The organism is Psychrobacillus sp. L4 (assembly GCF_042944905.1).
Lineage (GTDB): Bacteria > Bacillota > Bacilli > Bacillales_A > Planococcaceae > Psychrobacillus.
The window spans coordinates 1,861,984-1,877,961 of the sequence record NZ_CP168496.1 but is presented as its reverse complement, the minus strand read 5'-3'; the positions used below and the strand labels follow the sequence as shown (position 1 = coordinate 1,877,961).

17 protein-coding genes are annotated in these 15,978 nt (G+C 35.9%); 12 read left to right on the top strand and 5 right to left on the bottom strand.

What is annotated here, in order from left to right; translation table 11 throughout:
- Nucleotides 1-234: 234 nt before the first annotated feature.
- The 5 genes from ACEPXG_RS08885 (at nt 235) to ACEPXG_RS08865 (ending at nt 5,533) form a co-directional block, all read left to right on the top strand.
- Entirely contained in the window at nt 235-1,992 is a 1,758-nt protein-coding gene (locus ACEPXG_RS08885) for an ABC transporter transmembrane domain-containing protein (RefSeq protein WP_391209492.1), read from the top strand.
- Nucleotides 1,989-3,773 (top strand): ABC transporter ATP-binding protein, encoded by a 1,785-nt coding sequence (locus ACEPXG_RS08880; RefSeq protein ID WP_391209490.1) that lies wholly within the window; start codon nt 1,989-1,991, stop codon nt 3,771-3,773. The genes ACEPXG_RS08885 and ACEPXG_RS08880 overlap by 4 nt, the downstream gene beginning before the upstream one ends.
- A 90-nt stretch (nt 3,774-3,863) precedes the next feature.
- Entirely contained in the window at nt 3,864-4,574 is a 711-nt protein-coding gene (locus tag ACEPXG_RS08875) for a cytochrome c biogenesis CcdA family protein (RefSeq protein ID WP_391209488.1), read from the top strand.
- A gap of 18 nt (nt 4,575-4,592) precedes the next feature.
- Nucleotides 4,593-4,964 (top strand): response regulator, encoded by a 372-nt coding sequence (locus ACEPXG_RS08870; protein ID WP_391209486.1) that lies wholly within the window; start codon nt 4,593-4,595, stop codon nt 4,962-4,964.
- Between the two features lie 77 nt (nt 4,965-5,041).
- Nucleotides 5,042-5,533, top strand: a complete 492-nt coding sequence (locus ACEPXG_RS08865; protein WP_391209483.1) for a CcdC family protein — start codon at nt 5,042-5,044, stop codon at nt 5,531-5,533.
- Nucleotides 5,534-5,578: 45 nt separating this feature from the next.
- On the opposite strand, the gene ACEPXG_RS08860 is transcribed toward ACEPXG_RS08865, so the two are convergent.
- On the bottom strand, nt 5,579-6,037 hold the full coding sequence (locus ACEPXG_RS08860) for a DUF2621 domain-containing protein (RefSeq protein WP_391209481.1): 459 nt from the start codon (nt 6,035-6,037) through the stop codon (nt 5,579-5,581).
- Between the two features lie 114 nt (nt 6,038-6,151).
- Between ACEPXG_RS08860 and ACEPXG_RS08855 the strand changes: the two genes are divergently transcribed.
- Both ACEPXG_RS08855 and ACEPXG_RS08850 read left to right on the top strand, forming a co-directional pair.
- Entirely contained in the window at nt 6,152-6,367 is a 216-nt protein-coding gene (locus tag ACEPXG_RS08855; protein ID WP_391209479.1) for a DUF1659 domain-containing protein, read from the top strand.
- Between the two features lie 26 nt (nt 6,368-6,393).
- Nucleotides 6,394-6,606 (top strand): DUF2922 domain-containing protein, encoded by a 213-nt coding sequence (locus ACEPXG_RS08850; RefSeq protein ID WP_391209477.1) that lies wholly within the window; start codon nt 6,394-6,396, stop codon nt 6,604-6,606.
- 62 nt (nt 6,607-6,668) lie between these two features.
- Here ACEPXG_RS08850 and ACEPXG_RS08845 read toward each other — a convergent pair whose 3' ends face one another.
- A complete protein-coding gene (locus ACEPXG_RS08845) occupies nt 6,669-7,241 on the bottom strand; it encodes a hypothetical protein (protein WP_391209475.1) in 573 nt (190 codons plus the stop codon).
- A gap of 4 nt (nt 7,242-7,245) precedes the next feature.
- Nucleotides 7,246-8,247, bottom strand: a complete 1,002-nt coding sequence (locus tag ACEPXG_RS08840) for a transposase (protein ID WP_391203276.1) — start codon at nt 8,245-8,247, stop codon at nt 7,246-7,248.
- 100 nt (nt 8,248-8,347) lie between these two features.
- On the opposite strand from ACEPXG_RS08840, the gene ACEPXG_RS08835 reads away from it, so the two are divergent.
- The 3 genes from ACEPXG_RS08835 (at nt 8,348) to ACEPXG_RS08825 (ending at nt 10,414) form a co-directional block, all read left to right on the top strand.
- Complete coding sequence (locus tag ACEPXG_RS08835) at nt 8,348-8,470, top strand: YvrJ family protein (RefSeq protein ID WP_387580802.1); 123 nt, start codon at nt 8,348-8,350, stop codon at nt 8,468-8,470.
- A gap of 293 nt (nt 8,471-8,763) precedes the next feature.
- Complete coding sequence (locus tag ACEPXG_RS08830; RefSeq protein ID WP_391209474.1) at nt 8,764-9,354, top strand: SCO family protein; 591 nt, start codon at nt 8,764-8,766, stop codon at nt 9,352-9,354.
- A gap of 379 nt (nt 9,355-9,733) precedes the next feature.
- Nucleotides 9,734-10,414 (top strand): lytic transglycosylase domain-containing protein, encoded by a 681-nt coding sequence (locus tag ACEPXG_RS08825; RefSeq protein WP_391209471.1) that lies wholly within the window; start codon nt 9,734-9,736, stop codon nt 10,412-10,414.
- Between the two features lie 19 nt (nt 10,415-10,433).
- Here ACEPXG_RS08825 and ACEPXG_RS08820 read toward each other — a convergent pair whose 3' ends face one another.
- Entirely contained in the window at nt 10,434-10,682 is a 249-nt protein-coding gene (locus ACEPXG_RS08820) for a GlsB/YeaQ/YmgE family stress response membrane protein (protein ID WP_391209469.1), read from the bottom strand.
- A gap of 80 nt (nt 10,683-10,762) precedes the next feature.
- Nucleotides 10,763-11,311 carry a cysteine hydrolase family protein gene (locus ACEPXG_RS08815; protein WP_391209467.1) on the bottom strand — a complete coding sequence of 183 codons (549 nt, stop codon included), beginning with the start codon at nt 11,309-11,311 and terminating at the stop codon, nt 10,763-10,765.
- Between the two features lie 887 nt (nt 11,312-12,198).
- Between ACEPXG_RS08815 and ACEPXG_RS08810 the strand changes: the two genes are divergently transcribed.
- Together ACEPXG_RS08810 and acnA are read left to right on the top strand one after the other, a co-directional pair.
- The gene (locus ACEPXG_RS08810) at nt 12,199-12,702 is read left to right on the top strand and encodes a DinB family protein (protein WP_391209465.1); all 504 of its coding nucleotides are present in this window, start codon (nt 12,199-12,201) and stop codon (nt 12,700-12,702) included.
- Nucleotides 12,703-12,818: 116 nt separating this feature from the next.
- Nucleotides 12,819-15,527, top strand: a complete 2,709-nt coding sequence (gene acnA / locus ACEPXG_RS08805; protein ID WP_391209462.1) for an aconitate hydratase AcnA — start codon at nt 12,819-12,821, stop codon at nt 15,525-15,527.
- Nucleotides 15,528-15,978: the final 451 nt, after the last annotated feature.

Sequence of the window (15,978 nt, the reverse complement as noted above, 5' to 3'; positions counted from 1 at the left end):
TTTGTATGTAGGGATTTTTAGTGTCACTTTATGAGCTTATAGACTTCAAAATTGCTTTTCATAATGCTCAAACCTATTGTTTTTATTACTTCTATACTTCCAATAGAAATGCTTGCATTGTTGAACGACGAAAAGTATTTCAAAATCCGAATAATTTCGTTTTCTTATCTTTCCCAATGTTCAAACATTTGATAAACTAGTAAAGTCTTAATATATACATATGGGGGAAGAAAAGTGAAAGTATTTTTAGATTTGGGATGGTTTTTTAAAGAACGAAAAAAGCAGTATTTAATAGGCATACTTATGCTAATGTTTGTAGCATTTCTTCAGCTGCTTCCACCGAAAATAATCGGTTTTATCGTAGACGAAATAAGCAAAGGCACATTAAGTAAAGCATTTCTAGTCAAATGGCTTGGGATTTTAGCACTTGCAGCTATTGGGATGTACATTCTCCGCTATTATTGGCGTATTATGATATTCGGGTCTTCTATCTTCTTAGCAAGACAGCTTAGAGAGAAATTGTTTCATCATTTTACGAAAATGGCTCCTTCGTTTTATCAGAAAAAACGTGTGGGAGATTTAATGGCTCACGCAACGAATGATTTGTCCGCTGTTCAACAAACAGCAGGTGCTGGTGTTCTAACACTCGTAGATTCCATTACTACTGGTGGGTTTGTTATAGCTGCCATGGCAATAACGATTAACTGGAAACTTACGTTAATTGCACTTATCCCGCTGCCTTTGATGGCGATATTGACGAGTTATTACGGAAAGTTATTACATCAGCGTTTTCGTTATGCCCAAGAAGCTTTTTCTGATTTAAATGACAAGGCTCAAGAAAGTATTTCTGGTGTAAAGGTAATTAAAACATTCGGACAGGAAAAAGAAGACACAGAGGATTTTGTTCAGTTATCACAAGAAGTCGTGGATAAAAATATTCATGTTGCAAAAGTAGATTCGTTATTCGATCCGACCATATCACTCATTGTCGGTATGTGTTTCTTCTTATCCATTGTGTTTGGAACTCGATTTATCCTCGCTGGCGATATGTCCATTGGTGATTTATTTGCATTTACGTCGTATTTAGGTCTTCTTGTTTGGCCAATGCTTGCCTTTGGTTGGTTATTTAATATTGTGGAGCGTGGTCGTGCTTCATATGACCGTATTATTAATTTATTAGAAGAAAAAGTGGAAATTGACGACAAAGAAGGTGCATTAGACCAAAAGCCAGAAGGGGACTTACAGTTTCATATAGAAGAGTTTAAATTCCCTGGCGATGATCGAGTAGCTATGCATAATGTACATTTCACGTTAAAACGAGGAGAAACATTAGGGATAGTCGGCAAAACTGGAGCAGGAAAGACGGCAATTTTAAAACTATTAATGAGAGAATTTGAAGGGTATACAGGGCAAATCATCTACGGAGATCATGCTATCGATGATTATAAAAAGCGACGATTACGAGAGGCTATTGGTTATGTTCCTCAAGATCACTTTTTGTTTTCTACGACCGTTGCGGGCAATATTGCCTTCGCAAATGCAGATGCGACTATGGCGCAAGTACACGAAGCAGCAAAACTGGCTTACATCCATGAAGACATATTACAGTTTACGGATGGCTATGACACGATTGTAGGGGAACGAGGGGTATCTCTTTCAGGCGGACAAAAGCAACGAATTTCGATTGCACGGGCATTAATGATGGAGCCTGAATTACTTATTCTGGATGATTCTTTATCAGCAGTGGATGCACGAACGGAAGAAGCTATATTAGAAGCATTGAAAGCAAAGCGGACGGATGAAACAACAATCATTACATCACATCGTCTCAGTGCGATTCAACATGCCCATCAAATTATTGTCATGAGTGAAGGGACCATCATTGAAAAAGGATCACATGAACAATTAATGGAAGTAAAAGGAGTATATTTTGAAATGTATCAATTGCAGCAACTAGAGACATTAGTTGAAAAGGGTGGTGAAGAGGAATGAATGAAAAGCAGCCACAGCTTACAGGAAAAGATCAGTGGAACATACTAAAAAGATTATTAACATTTTTAAAACCACATACAAAAGTAATTAGTATTGCATTATTTTTACTAATATTAACAGTAACCGGAGATATACTCGGACCATATTTAATCAAAACATTTATGGATGACTATTTAACTCCTAGAAGTTTTCCTACTGGACCACTTGTCGGATTAGCACTTGGTTATGTGTTTATTCAAGTGGGAAATATCGTCGTAAGTTATTTTCAATTATTGAAGTTCCAGGAAATCGCACTGAAGATTATTCAACAGATGCGTATTGATGTGTTCACTAAAGTGCATAAACTAGGGATGCGATATTTTGACAAAACACCTGCAGGAAGTATTGTGTCACGTGTGACGAATGATACAGAAGCGATAAAAGATATGTTCGTTAGTGTATTAGTAGGGTTTGTACAAAGTGGATTTTTAATAATTGGTGTGTACATTGCTATGTTCATATTGAATGTTAAATTAGCACTGTTCGCAACGGTTTTATTGCCGATAATGTTTGTAATTATCAAAACGTATCGAAAATATAGTTCCGTTGTTTATCAAGATTTACGTGAACGACTAAGTCAACTAAACGCAAAGCTTGCAGAGTCACTGCAAGGGATGACAATGATTCAAGCGTTTAGACAAGAAGACAGATTACAAGATGAGTTTAATAATATAAATGATTCGCATTGGAATGCGGGAAAACGGAATATCAAGCTAGATAGTATTCTCTTACGTCCTGCAATCGATTTAGTGTACGCTTTAGCAATTATCATGGTACTCAGTTATTTTGGGATTACTTCGATGAATAACACCGTTGAAGTAGGAGTTATATACGCATTCGTCACTTATATAGACCGTTTCTTTGAGCCAATCAATCAAGTGATGCAACGGCTATCTATTTTTCAACAAGCAATTGTTGCAGCTTCTCGAGTGTTCAAGCTATTGGATGAAGAAGATTTAGCTCCAGTACAAAAAAATGTGGAAGAAGCTAACATTGAACAAGGGAAAATTGAGTTTCAAAATGTGACGTTTTCGTATGATGGAAAAACAGATGTACTGAAAAATATTTCATTCACAGCAGAACCAGGTCAAACTGTTGCTTTAGTGGGACATACAGGAAGCGGAAAAAGTTCTATTATTAACTTACTCATGCGTTTCTATGAATTTGCACAAGGTGATATTAAAATTGATGGGCATTCGGTCAAAGATTTTAAAACGGAGGAAATTCGCGAAAAAGTAGGGCTAGTTCTGCAAGATCCATTTTTATTCTATGGGGATATTGAAAGCAACATACGATTGCATGCCAAGGATAAGACTGATGACGAAGTGAAAGCCGCTGCGGAATTCGTGCAGGCGAATAACTTTATAGAAAAACTGCCGTTTGCTTACAAGCAAAAAGTAACCGAGAGAGGATCTACCTTCTCAAGTGGACAAAGACAATTGGTAGCATTTGCACGAACAATTGCAACGAATCCGAAAATACTTGTATTAGATGAAGCGACAGCGAATATTGATACAGAGACAGAAGTTGCTATACAAAGTAGTCTAGAGAAAATGCGGAAAGGACGGACAACGATTGCAATTGCCCATCGGTTAAGTACGATACAAGATGCTGAGTTAATATTAGTACTTCATCACGGAGAAATAGTAGAACGAGGTACTCACCAACAACTGTTGAACGAGAAAGGTTTATATCATAAAATGTACTTACTTCAAAACGGTGTAATAGAGGATATCGCTTAAAAAAGTCAAAAAGCTGTCACAAGCTTTAGTAGAGTAAATGTGTGAAAAATTTGGTACGATAGGGACAGTAAATCGGAAAGGAAGACTGCAATGAATACCGATATAAACTTTTTACTGGCATTTGGTGCAGGTTTTTTAAGTTTTATCTCACCTTGTACGTTGCCACTGTATCCCGCATTCTTATCCTATATTACAGGAATGTCATTAGAAGAAATTAAAACCGATAAGAAACAAATGCAAAAAAGAGGAATGTTACATACATTATTCTTCTTATTAGGGTTTTCTATTATCTTTGTTGCTATCGGATTTGCAACATCATTTGTAGGCACTTTTTTCATTCAATATGATGATCTGCTTCGTCAAGTTGGAGCAATTTTTATTGTCATTTTTGGTTTAATCATCGTAGGGATCTTTAATCCAGAGTTCTTAATGAAAGAGAAGCGTCTTCAGTTTAAAAATCGTCCTGCTGGTTATTTAGGAACAATATTAATCGGAATGGCATTTGCTGCTGGTTGGACGCCATGTACTGGACCGATTTTAGCTGCAGTAATAGTTATGGCTGGGTCGAATCCTGATGCTGGGATGTTGTATATGCTAGCCTATGTATTTGGATTTGCTATTCCATTTTTTGTATTGTCATTCTTTGTCACGCGTCTTAATTGGATTCGTAAAAATAGCAATTTAATCGTGAAAGTTGGCGGTTATATTATGATTGCTCTTGGAATCCTATTATTTTTTGATGGTTTAACTTATATTATTCAAATTCTAAGTCCAATTTTCGGGGAGTTTCAAGGATTTTAAAAAGAAGGAGGCATGATAATGCCAACAGTATTAGTAGTAGACGATGCAGTCTTCATGCGCGCAACTATAAAAAGAATGCTAGAGAACCATCAATTTGAAATAATTGGTGAAGCAGCCAATGGTAAAGAAGCTGTAGAAAAGTATCGCGAATTATTGCCAGATGTAGTGACAATGGATATTACAATGCCAGTTATGACTGGTATTGAAGCAGTGAAAAAGATTTTGAGGGAGTTTCCAGAAGCAAAAATTGTGATGGTTACTGCATTAGGTCAACAAAAACTGATTGTAGAAGCAATTGAAAGTGGGGCAAAAGATTTTATCACGAAACCTTTTAATCCAGATCAAATTGTACAGATATTGCAAAATGTAACAAATTGGACCGAAAATTGACTCAAAAAAATGTCTAGAATACTGTATAAAAGATGTTCCTAACACAGTAAAAGACTTACAAGATATGGGGAATTCTTATGTTTGATAAAATCCAACCTAATATTATGATTATTCTTTCCTCCATTTTTGCTATCGGAATGGGGATTCTCGTAACGACGATTCGAGCAAAGTCTTCCAAAAAACCTGCAAGTGTCAAAAAAATACTTTTACCACCGTTATTTATGTCTACAGGTGCACTCATGTTTGTATTTCCATACTTTCGAGTAACAGGTACGGAAATTATAGAGGCAATCGCAGTAGGGATACTATTCTCTACTGTACTTATTTGGACCTCGAAATTTGAACGGAGAGATGGAGAAATCTATTTAAAGCAATCTAAAGCTTTTATTTTCATCATTATTGGATTGCTAATAGTTCGTATAGTCGGAAAGCTAATATTAAGCTCAACCATTGATGTTGGACAACTTAGTGGAATGTTTTGGATACTAGCTTTTGGAATGATTGTACCATGGCGTATTGCCATGTATTTGCGCTATAAAAAACTCCAAAAAGCAGGAGTAATTGAATAAAAAATCAAAAGCGAGTACCTCCTAAAAGTGGAGTACTCGCTTTTATTATTGTGCCTTTTTTCTAGTTTCAGATTCCTGAAAGAACTTGTTAAACGGGGTAACGTCTATTTCCATTTCCGCTAACTTTTTTCGCAGAAATTTATGATCTCGCTTTGGAGTTGCAATTATATAGCCCCTAATTAGTAACTCGCGAGTAATCGAAGTCGCTTTTTCTTCGAGTGCCAGCTGACCAATTTTACCAGCGATTTTTTGCTTTGCTACTGGTCTAAAGAGATCTGGCACAGGACTCACTAATTCATTTAAAAGCGCTTTTTGATCATCATTCCAAAGATGAATGGTGTTATCTACATAATATGCTTCCCAATCTAAATCTGATTTTCCGTCGTTTTTTGGAAGTGCTTTTAGGAACTTACGGAACATGAAGAATCCACCGATGGCCATTAAACCTACTAAAAGAACAACCCAAAATAGAATAAACCATAAAAACCAACCAGTTAATGCCAATCTATCACCTCATTTTTCTATCCTTAGTATAAGATGTTCCGATAAAAATTTCACTCTCTTTGTATTCTTTCTTTCAAAAAGTTTCTATTTACTAGTTGAAAGGAGGTGAAATACATGGCAAACCTAGAATATAAGCAAGCAGTATTAAAGTTAGTATTTGAAGCAGGCTTGACGGAAGAAGGTAAGATGAAAACGAAATCTAAATCTTTACGTAACATTCAAGCAAGTGCAACAGCGAACGGTTTAGATACAGTTGCTACAACACTTGCAAACTTTTCAAATAGTCCCTATATCGGGGCTGAAAAAGTGGAAACATCGAATTTAATCTGACTTAAAATTAGTAGGGGGGAAATGAAATGGCCAAGTCTTTACAACTGCAATTTGAAACAGCAAGTGGGAAAAGATTACTAGTAACTGTTGATGATCCGAAAGAATCACTAACGAGTAAGGAAATTGAAGATGGAATGGAAGCAATTGTTTCGAGTAATGTCTTTCATGTAGAAGGCACACCACTGTCGATTGTAAAAAGTGCAAGAATAGTAGAACGTAACGTTACACAAATTATCTAATTATCTTAGACTCTCCTGCATTGGGGGGTCTTTTTTAAACTTAAACGGCTAAACTAACACAATTATTGGTTTAGCCATTTTTCTTCTATATTTTTAAGATACGAGGATGGATCTCTTTTATATCGATATCTCTTCACATGTTCACTTTTTCTTTCATTCCAACTTTCATTTTCTTCACAATACTTATCATGACTTACCGATGAGAGGCGTTGGATAATGTTTGGGTCATCTATTGCATCTTCGGCAAATACAATATACTCCCCGTGTCTCATAATGTAGCGATTCCAAGAACGCAAACCAGTAATTCTTCGATGTCTACGCTTAATTCTACGGAAAAACAACTCATGATCATTGTTTGTTCTAGGTAAAATCGGATAGTCATAACACGCAAATAATCCTTTCCAAAATCCTTTGCTATACCGTTTCAAGTTATCTACAAACTCTTCATCTTCTTCTTTTGTTAACTTTCGTTCTATCTCCTTTAGGTAAAAAGCTAATCTATTTCTAACAGAATCGCTTGTTTTACGTTTGGAAGGCTCTAATATAGTAGCGATGCGTCTAATACGCGTATTTAGTCTAACAACTTGTTGGTATTCTTTTTGAAAGGAATCAACATTACTGACTATTCTGAACAACCTTTTAAGTATTAGAGGAGCCCTTTTTTTCCAGGCAATTTTCGATCGATTTTTGAATCAGTTTTGTCTGTTCAAAAATCTTCATTCCTGGTAAATCAAGAGGCGGACATCCATCTTCTAATAAAACAGAACGGATTGCCGCAGTATATGCTAGAGTTGTTTCTGATTCTAGATGATCTTCTTCTAAAGCCTTTTTTTCAATTTCGCGTATTCCGCGCAGTTTCTTTTTGATGTTTGTTTTTAACTTACGATCTTTATCCACAGCTGGTTTTGCGATGTCTTTTAAATAGTGAAATTGACAGTACTGATAAGGTGTTTCTGGAGACAAAGTTTCAAACGCAAGTCGAATTGATTTCTGACCATCACTGACAAAACCTAGAATTGGAAATCCCAAATCTAAGACAGGCTTGATAAATTCCATTAGTTCTTCCGTGGAACTACTTTTCACATTCTTGGCCGCTAGAATCGTCCCACTAAGAACTTCTCTAATCACGTAAAGTGTTTCATTCCCCTTTTCAGGCTGTACCCCATCCATAGAAAGAATGATCCCACCATGCTTATCCACCATTTCATTAAGCATATTTTTACTGTTTTCCACCACGCTGGCGCGCAGTAAAACCGTGTATCTTTCATATAATTTCTGGACATGACGCTCTGAAACGACAACCCCACTTTGATTTAAAATGTTCATTATTTCTATTCGAGTTTTGTGCTCTTTAAAACGTAATTCTCCAACAAAAGCCAAGACATCAATCCCGTATGTGATGTGTTTTATACTTAAGTGTTCTGCTTGTGCAGAACGAAATACAGTCGACGCATTTTCACATGTTGGGTTCGTACAGCGATACCCCATGTTAATAATGGTTTTTACCCCATCCAGAGTAGAAATGGTCTTTTTAGAGACTGTATGACAATAATCTAACTTAGATTGACAAGTTGGACAGTTTGAAAACTCAGGTCTATAGTATTTTGTTTCAGTAGCAACTAAACGATTTTTTGTTCGCATTTTCTCACCATCATTTATGAATTTATTATTTATATTTTACCATAAATTTAGGTCATTGCGATATATTAGCCGTTTAAGTTTTAAAAAGGAAGTGAATAAGATGGAACAGTGGCTTTCATTGATTCAAGATGTTGGCTTTCCTATATTTGTGTCATTTTACTTGATGCACCGAGTAGAAAGCAAACTAGAAGAAATCAAACATGTCCTGTTATCTTTAAAATAAGCTATGTTAGATGGAATTGTTGAGTTAGAAACATTTACTTGATTGTAGTGGAATGCGGCTACTCCAGTGGTAAGAGTATGTCCAGGTGAGACCCCTCAGGAGCGAACAAAAGAGGAACTCCACCGCTCAGGTAGAAAGCGTCCGCCTGCAACGCCAATAAACAGTGTGGGTTAACAGAGCCAAAAATAAGCTCTCCATTCACAAAACTGTTGAAAATGAAGAGACAAGGTAGTTGAATGAACAAAATTCTTTCGATAAGATAAGATTATGAACAAAAAAGAGAGGTCTCATAGATGAAGAAATTAATAGCTATTATTTTTATATCATTACTTGTCCTTGCAGGTTGTGGCAGTAGTGGGAAATTTGAAGCACAAACAAATTGGGAAGTGCAAGATTTCAATTATGTAAACCAACATAATAAAAAGGTTTCGTTAGAAAGTCTGAAAGGAACTGTTTGGTTAGCTACGTTTGTCTTTACAAACTGTACTTCCGTTTGTCCTCCAATGACCTTTAATATGAGCGAAATTCAACAAATGCTTGTAGATAAAGGGATAAAAGATTATAAGATTGTTGCCTTCAGTGTAGATCCAGAGATAGATACTCCTAAGAAGCTTCAAGAATATTTAGGAAACTATGACGTAACTGATGAAAGCAAGTGGCAGCTTCTAACTGGTTATAAGCAAGATGAAATTGCAAAGTTCGCAGAAAAATCATTTAAAACCTTAGTAAAAGATGATCCGAAATCCAACCAAGTTATTCATGGTACCTCCTTTTATTTAGTAGACCAAAACGGTGTAGTTGTAAAAAACTATAGCGGAGTATCAGATGTACCAAAAGAAGAAATTGTTATGGACGTAGAAAACTTAATTGAAGACGGTAAATAACGAAACAACCTATCCCACGATAGGTTGTTTTTTACTTATTTAGAAACAGTATTTACAAGGTGCACTTAAAAGTTGCTTGCCTCTTCCTTTTTATTTCATAGCCAGCTGACGCATTCTTTTTTTCAGACTATAGTTTAAAGTGATTTTATGCTATTGTTTTCCTAGAAGATAATTGAGGTAAAATTTTGTTTATAAGAACATATTGGCGAATTTAACTGTTTTATAAAAAGAAGGTTCATTTATTATTTATGTTCACTTACTCATATGGTCATGTTAGCCGCGCTTTATATTGGAATGAATATCCAATCGATTAATTAGCAACAAAAATGTCAATGCTTTTAGAATATAAAAAGTAATTTATGGAGTAGGTGAAGGAAAGATGAAACAAAAAAAGAAAACGTCTTATAAAGTTAAATTATGGACCATTATCTTACTTCTTCCTCTTACGATTACTATTTATATTTTAGCAATCATTGGGTGGCATGAGCTTCAGAAAATACCAAAGGTTCAAGAATGGGCAGAATCCATTCAACAAGGACCGAATGGGAAGAAATTAGATGTTCCAAATGAATACATTCCTATATATAAAAAAGCAGCGGAAAAATATGGCGTGCCTTGGACTCTACTTGCTGCACATCACCGTATCGAAACAAAATTTTCCACGATGGATCCATTACTTTCTCCATTTGGAGCAGAAGGGCATATGCAGTTTATGCCTTGTACATTTGTAGGTTGGTCCCATCCTAGTTGTAGTGGTTTAGGCAAAGGGGATATACCAGAGAAGGATAAAACTAATCCCGAAATAATCGCTAAATATGGCGGTTATGGGGTAGATGCTAACGGAGACGGAAAAGCAGATCCCTATGATTTAGAAGATGCAATCTTTAGTGCAGCTAATTATTTAGCGGCAAGTGGGGCAGCAAATGGAGAGATAGAAAAAGCAATTTTTCATTATAATCATAGCGAAAAATATGTGGAGGATGTGCTTCATTTTTATCATTTGTATGAAAGTCAGTTAAGTGAAATACAAGCAGCTTCTATAAAAAAGGCTGGACTCTAATGGTCCAGCCTTTTGATCATTACTTATGCATAGATTTTAAGATTAGACTTAAAATAGCTACTAAAATAATCGCACCAATTAAAGCAGGAATAATTGCCATTCCCCAAATAACTGGACCCATATCCGAGAAGATTAATCCACCAATCCAAGCACCAATAATACCAGCAATGATGTTACCTATAATTCCACCTGGAATGTCTCTACCTAAAATTAAACCTGCTAACCATCCAATAATACCGCCAATAATTAAATATAGAATAAATCCCATTAAATCCAACTCCTTTAATATGTTTTAATTAGTAACACTCTTTATATAACCATTATGGAGAAATGCTAAACATAATAAAATTATTTTATTAGAACATTTGCACCTAGCGTATTTTTAAAATGATCTAAAGCCCATTTATGTCCTACTTCATTAAAGCTGGCTACAGCATCCTCATGAACAACAATCGAAAAACCCAAGTTATAGGCATCGACTGCAGTATGGAGCACGCAAATATCTGTACAAACACCAACTATATGAACTTCCTCTATATTCCGTTCTCTTAACAGCTGTAGTAAATTTGTACCCGCAAAAGAGCTGTAGCGTGTTTTATCCATCCATATAATTCTTTCCTTATTGCTTTCATATACTGATTTAAGCTCTCCATATAATTCACGTCCTGGCGAATTACGAATATTATGAGGAGGGAAAAGTTTTGTTTCAGGATGAAACTGATTGGTCTGTTCATGTAAATCGACGGGAAAAACTACTAAATCGTTATTAGCAATAAATTCATTCGTTAATCGAACAATTGCACCCTCTATTTCTTGACCAGGTTTGCCGCATGTTAATGCCCCATTTTCCGCAACGAAATCTACAGTATAATCCACTACTACTAATACTTTTCTCACATTAAAACAACACCTTTACTTTTTCTTTTATTATGAATTAATTAAAAAATAAAGCTATAAAATAATTTAAAAAAATATTCAAAACATTTTGCTTTTTTACTTAAAAAGTATTATAATTGAAAAAAAAGGGAGTGGAGAATATGGACATTCAAAAAACTAGAAAGTTAAATAAACAAGGGTTATGGTTTGTCATTCTTCATACAATATTTATCGTGAATTTGGCAGCTGATATGTTTTCTATACATTAAAAACAAAAGGTTTCGGGAATATTCAACATTCCCTGAAACCTTTTGTTTGTTTATTCACTTTTCCTGCATTCTGTATAAGATTTTTTAACATCTCCGAATAATAGATAGAAAGAGGAAAATAGAGGAAATTAGTTGCAAGGTAAATTCTAGATGTAGAGGCACTCTGGTTAGTGTTTAAAAGTTGTGCCTATTACAAGGGAATGATCTTGATTAATTTTTACTTTTACCGTCCACAGTATACATGAATCCGTTGGTGCATGATTAGAGTAGGTGGTACTAGAGAAAAATAGATAGTATTCATTGATAAAGAAGCCCTGAGCGGACGAAAATGTATCTTCGCCCGCTTTTAAAAGAATAGGAAAGAATCTAATCTCTCATTAACCAAACTTTTCGCACCTTGTCTCTACTTAATTCAAGAGGGCGAAGGACAATCAACCGCCACAAGATTACCGAAAAAGTGGATTGAGAAGTGACACAGTCACTTCTCAATCCACAAAAATTCCCCCGGTGATAGTGTAGCTAATGTTTCGTCCAAAACACTCTAAAAATAGAGAAGACAGGATGCAATGATTGTATATTCATAAGAGGGGTATTTAATTGTGTAAATACTTGAAAAGAATATAATAATGGAGGAATTGAATGTTTATAGAAAAAAATAACGAAATCCGAGCATCACTTTATAAACAATTAGACTATATTACCGACGAACAGTTTAATCGAAAGACTAAAGAAGATGCTTGGTCTCCAAAAGAGATAATGGATCATCTTATTAAGATGGAAAAAACAATAACAAAAGGTATTAAACAACAATTAGCAAATCCAGAAAGCCCTAAAGCAAAGAAAAAGCCTATACAATTAACTACATTGAGAGTTATTAAAGTGAAGGCACCTACACATACTGAACCTTCAGAAGAGTTTCAAACAAAAGAAGAAATGAAAGCCGCGCTTCACCAAGCACGAATGGAACTTCTTTCTGTTTACCAATCTACCGATAAAGAAACATTAAAAAATAAATCTTTAAAACATCCTCTTTTCGGACAAGTTCCACTAATCCAATGGTTTCCATTCGTAGGACTTCATGAAAAAAGACATCGAAAGCAATTAGAAAAAACGATCGAAATAATAAAAGGTCATAAGAAATAGTTATTACTTATAATAATTTTAATGTAATTTACTTATCAACTCTATTCAAGTATGATAGTTAATGGAGAAAAGTCACTAGAAAAGAGCCTTTTCAATAGACATTAGGAGGAACACAAATGGCAAAAAGTAACTTACACAACAGCCGTACTTCTTTTTCGCTAAATGGTAAAGAGTATAATTACTACCGATTAGCAGCGATAGAAGAAGCTGGTATCGCAAATGTATCACGCCTTCCTTATTCAATTAAAGTATTATTAGAATCAGTTTTACGTCAATATGATGGCTATGTAATTAAAGAAGATCATGTAAACCAACTTGCAAAATGGGGTAAAGACGCGGATACAGAAGCAGAAGTTCCATTCAAACCTTCACGCGTTGTACTACAAGATTTTACAGGTGTTCCGGTAGTAGTTGATTTAGCATCGTTACGTTCAGCAATGAATGAAATGGGCGGAAATCCAGACAAAATCAACCCAGCTATACCAGTTGATCTAGTAATCGATCACTCTGTACAAGTAGATAAATATGGTTCTTCTACTGCTTTAAAAGCAAATATGGACCTTGAGTTTGAACGTAATGCAGAGCGCTATAATTTCTTAAAATGGGCTCAAACATCTTACGATAATTTCCGTGCTGTACCTCCAGCAACTGGTATCGTTCACCAAGTTAATTTAGAGTATTTAGCTCCAATCGTACATGTGAACGAAAGTGCTGAAGGAGTTTTAGAGGCATTTCCTGACTCAGTAGTAGGTACTGACTCACATACAACAATGATCAATGGTCTTGGTGTTCTAGGGTGGGGTGTAGGTGGTATCGAAGCAGAAGCTGGTATGCTTGGCCAACCTTCATACTTCCCAATTCCTGAAGTTATCGGGGTTAAATTAGTTGGGGATCTTCCAAATGGAACAACTGCAACTGACTTAGCACTTAAAGTAACGCAAGTATTACGTCAACGTGGCGTAGTTGGTAAATTTGTTGAGTTCTTCGGTCTTGGCGTATCTAAACTACCGCTAGCTGACCGTGCAACAATTGCGAATATGGCTCCTGAATATGGTGCAACTTGCGGTTACTTCGCAATTGATGAAGAGTCGCTTAATTACTTACGTTTAACTGGACGTGATGAAGAACATATTGCAGTAGTAGAAGCTTATTTAAAAGCAAATGACATGTTCTTTGACCCAACTTTAGAACCTGTTTATACAGATGTAATCGAAATTAACTTAGCTGATATCGAAGCAAACCTTTCTGGACCAAAACGTCCACAAGATTTAATTCCACTAACGGATATGAAAGCTCGTTACCATGAAGCAGTAGTTGCTCCTCAAGGGACACAAGGTTTCGGTTTATCTGAAAAAGAATTTGATAAAACGGCAACTGCAAAATTTGCAGATGGGGATGTGACAATTCCAACAGGTGCAGTAGCAATCGCTGCTATTACATCTTGTACAAACACATCTAACCCATACGTTATGTTAGCAGCTGGTTTAGTTGCGAAAAAAGCAGTAGAAAAAGGATTAACAGTTCCTGCATACGTAAAAACATCTTTAGCACCTGGTTCTAAGGTAGTAACAGGTTATTTACAAGATTCAGGTCTAGATCAATATTTAGATCAAATTGGTTTCAATACAGTTGGTTACGGTTGTACAACTTGTATCGGTAACTCAGGTCCTTTATTACCTGAAATTGAAAAAGCAATTATTGACGAAGATTTATTCGTAACTTCTGTTCTTTCTGGTAACCGTAACTTTGAAGGTCGTGTACATCCACTTGTAAAAGCTAACTACTTGGCTTCACCACCACTTGTGGTTGCTTACGCACTAGCTGGAACTGTAGACATCGATTTACAAAAAGACTCTTTCGGTAAAGACAAAGATGGCAATGAAGTATTCTTTGCAGATATTTGGCCATCTACAGAAGAAGTAAACAAAGTGCTTTCAACAGTTGTTACACGTGAATTATTCCAAAAAGAATATGCACGCGTATTCGACGAAAACGAAGCATGGAATGCAATTGAAACTTCAACTGAGTCTCTTTACTCATTTGATGACAAATCAACTTACATTCAAAACCCACCATTCTTCCAAGGATTATCGAAAGAACCTGGTGATATTCAAACACTTGCTGGACTTCGTATCGTAGCGAAATTCGGTGATTCTATCACAACAGACCATATTTCACCAGCTGGTGCAATTGGTAAAGATACACCTGCAGGTAAATACTTGCGCGAAAACGGTGTAGAAGTGCGTGACTTCAACTCTTATGGTTCTCGTCGTGGTAACCATGAAGTAATGATGCGCGGAACATTCGCAAACATCCGTATCCGTAACCAAGTTGCTCCTGGTACAGAGGGTGGATACACTACTTACTGGCCAACTGGCGAAATTATGTCTATCTACGATGCAGCTATGAAGTATCAAGAACAAGGTACTGGTTTAGTAGTAATTGGTGGGAAAGATTACGGAATGGGATCATCACGTGACTGGGCAGCAAAAGGAACAAACCTTTTAGGTATTAAAGCCGTAATTACAGAAAGCTATGAACGTATTCATCGTTCTAACCTAGTAATGATGGGCGTTTTACCACTTAATTTCTTACCAGGTGAAAATGCTGAGTCTCTAGGCTTAACTGGCAAAGAAGAAATTAGTATCAATATTGCAGAAGGTGTAAAACCTCGTGATATTCTACAAGTAACAGCAAAAGCGGAAGATGGTTCTGTAAAACAATTCAATGTGCTTGCTCGTTTCGATTCAGAAGTAGAAGTTGACTACTACCGTCACGGTGGTATCCTTCAAATGGTACTACGTAATAAAATGCTTGAAGCATAATTAAATGAGAAAGGACCTAATTGATTGTGAATTAGGTCCTTTTGTTATAGAAAGACACATGTGTTGGTTATCCAAAAGTATCCAGTGAAGTACTAGTTAATTTAGTGATAAAACACTAGGCACTCGATATATAGCCGCATTTGGATTGCTTTGGACTGAACAATCACTACACCATTACCGAGATTTCTGGATACGGAGGGATGCGACCGTATTTTTGCGGTAATCGTGTGGTAGTCATTCGTCCGTCGCTCTCTACAGGCACAAATAAACCAAGAGCTAGAGCTTTTGGGAATCAAAGAATAGCCACTTTCCTATTTATAAATAAGAATCCAAAGATGCAATTTTGGCTGCTCAGTCCCTCTCTAAAATGTTTCCACCTTTTCGATTTTAAAGCAAGTGTTACTTTCTTACACAGTACTTCCATTTGAGTCGTATTTCTTTGCAAAAATAA

What these genes read in the sequence shown, in the direction of transcription:
- ACEPXG_RS08880 (WP_391209490.1), top strand. Translation starts at nt 1,989, where the DNA reads ATGAATGAAAAGCAGCCACAGCTTACAGGAAAAGATCAGTGGAACATA.
- ACEPXG_RS08875 (WP_391209488.1), top strand. Translation starts at nt 3,864, where the DNA reads ATGAATACCGATATAAACTTTTTACTGGCATTTGGTGCAGGTTTTTTA.
- ACEPXG_RS08870 (WP_391209486.1), top strand. Translation starts at nt 4,593, where the DNA reads ATGCCAACAGTATTAGTAGTAGACGATGCAGTCTTCATGCGCGCAACT.
- ACEPXG_RS08865 (WP_391209483.1), top strand. Translation starts at nt 5,042, where the DNA reads ATGTTTGATAAAATCCAACCTAATATTATGATTATTCTTTCCTCCATT.
- ACEPXG_RS08855 (WP_391209479.1), top strand. Translation starts at nt 6,152, where the DNA reads ATGGCAAACCTAGAATATAAGCAAGCAGTATTAAAGTTAGTATTTGAA.
- ACEPXG_RS08850 (WP_391209477.1), top strand. Translation starts at nt 6,394, where the DNA reads ATGGCCAAGTCTTTACAACTGCAATTTGAAACAGCAAGTGGGAAAAGA.
- ACEPXG_RS08840 (WP_391203276.1), bottom strand. Translation starts at nt 8,247, where the DNA reads ATGCGAACAAAAAATCGTTTAGTTGCTACTGAAACAAAATACTATAGA.
- ACEPXG_RS08835 (WP_387580802.1), top strand. Translation starts at nt 8,348, where the DNA reads ATGGAACAGTGGCTTTCATTGATTCAAGATGTTGGCTTTCCTATATTT.
- ACEPXG_RS08830 (WP_391209474.1), top strand. Translation starts at nt 8,764, where the DNA reads ATGAAGAAATTAATAGCTATTATTTTTATATCATTACTTGTCCTTGCA.
- ACEPXG_RS08825 (WP_391209471.1), top strand. Translation starts at nt 9,734, where the DNA reads ATGAAACAAAAAAAGAAAACGTCTTATAAAGTTAAATTATGGACCATT.
- ACEPXG_RS08820 (WP_391209469.1), bottom strand. Translation starts at nt 10,682, where the DNA reads ATGGGATTTATTCTATATTTAATTATTGGCGGTATTATTGGATGGTTA.
- ACEPXG_RS08810 (WP_391209465.1), top strand. Translation starts at nt 12,199, where the DNA reads ATGTTTATAGAAAAAAATAACGAAATCCGAGCATCACTTTATAAACAA.
- acnA (WP_391209462.1), top strand. Translation starts at nt 12,819, where the DNA reads ATGGCAAAAAGTAACTTACACAACAGCCGTACTTCTTTTTCGCTAAAT.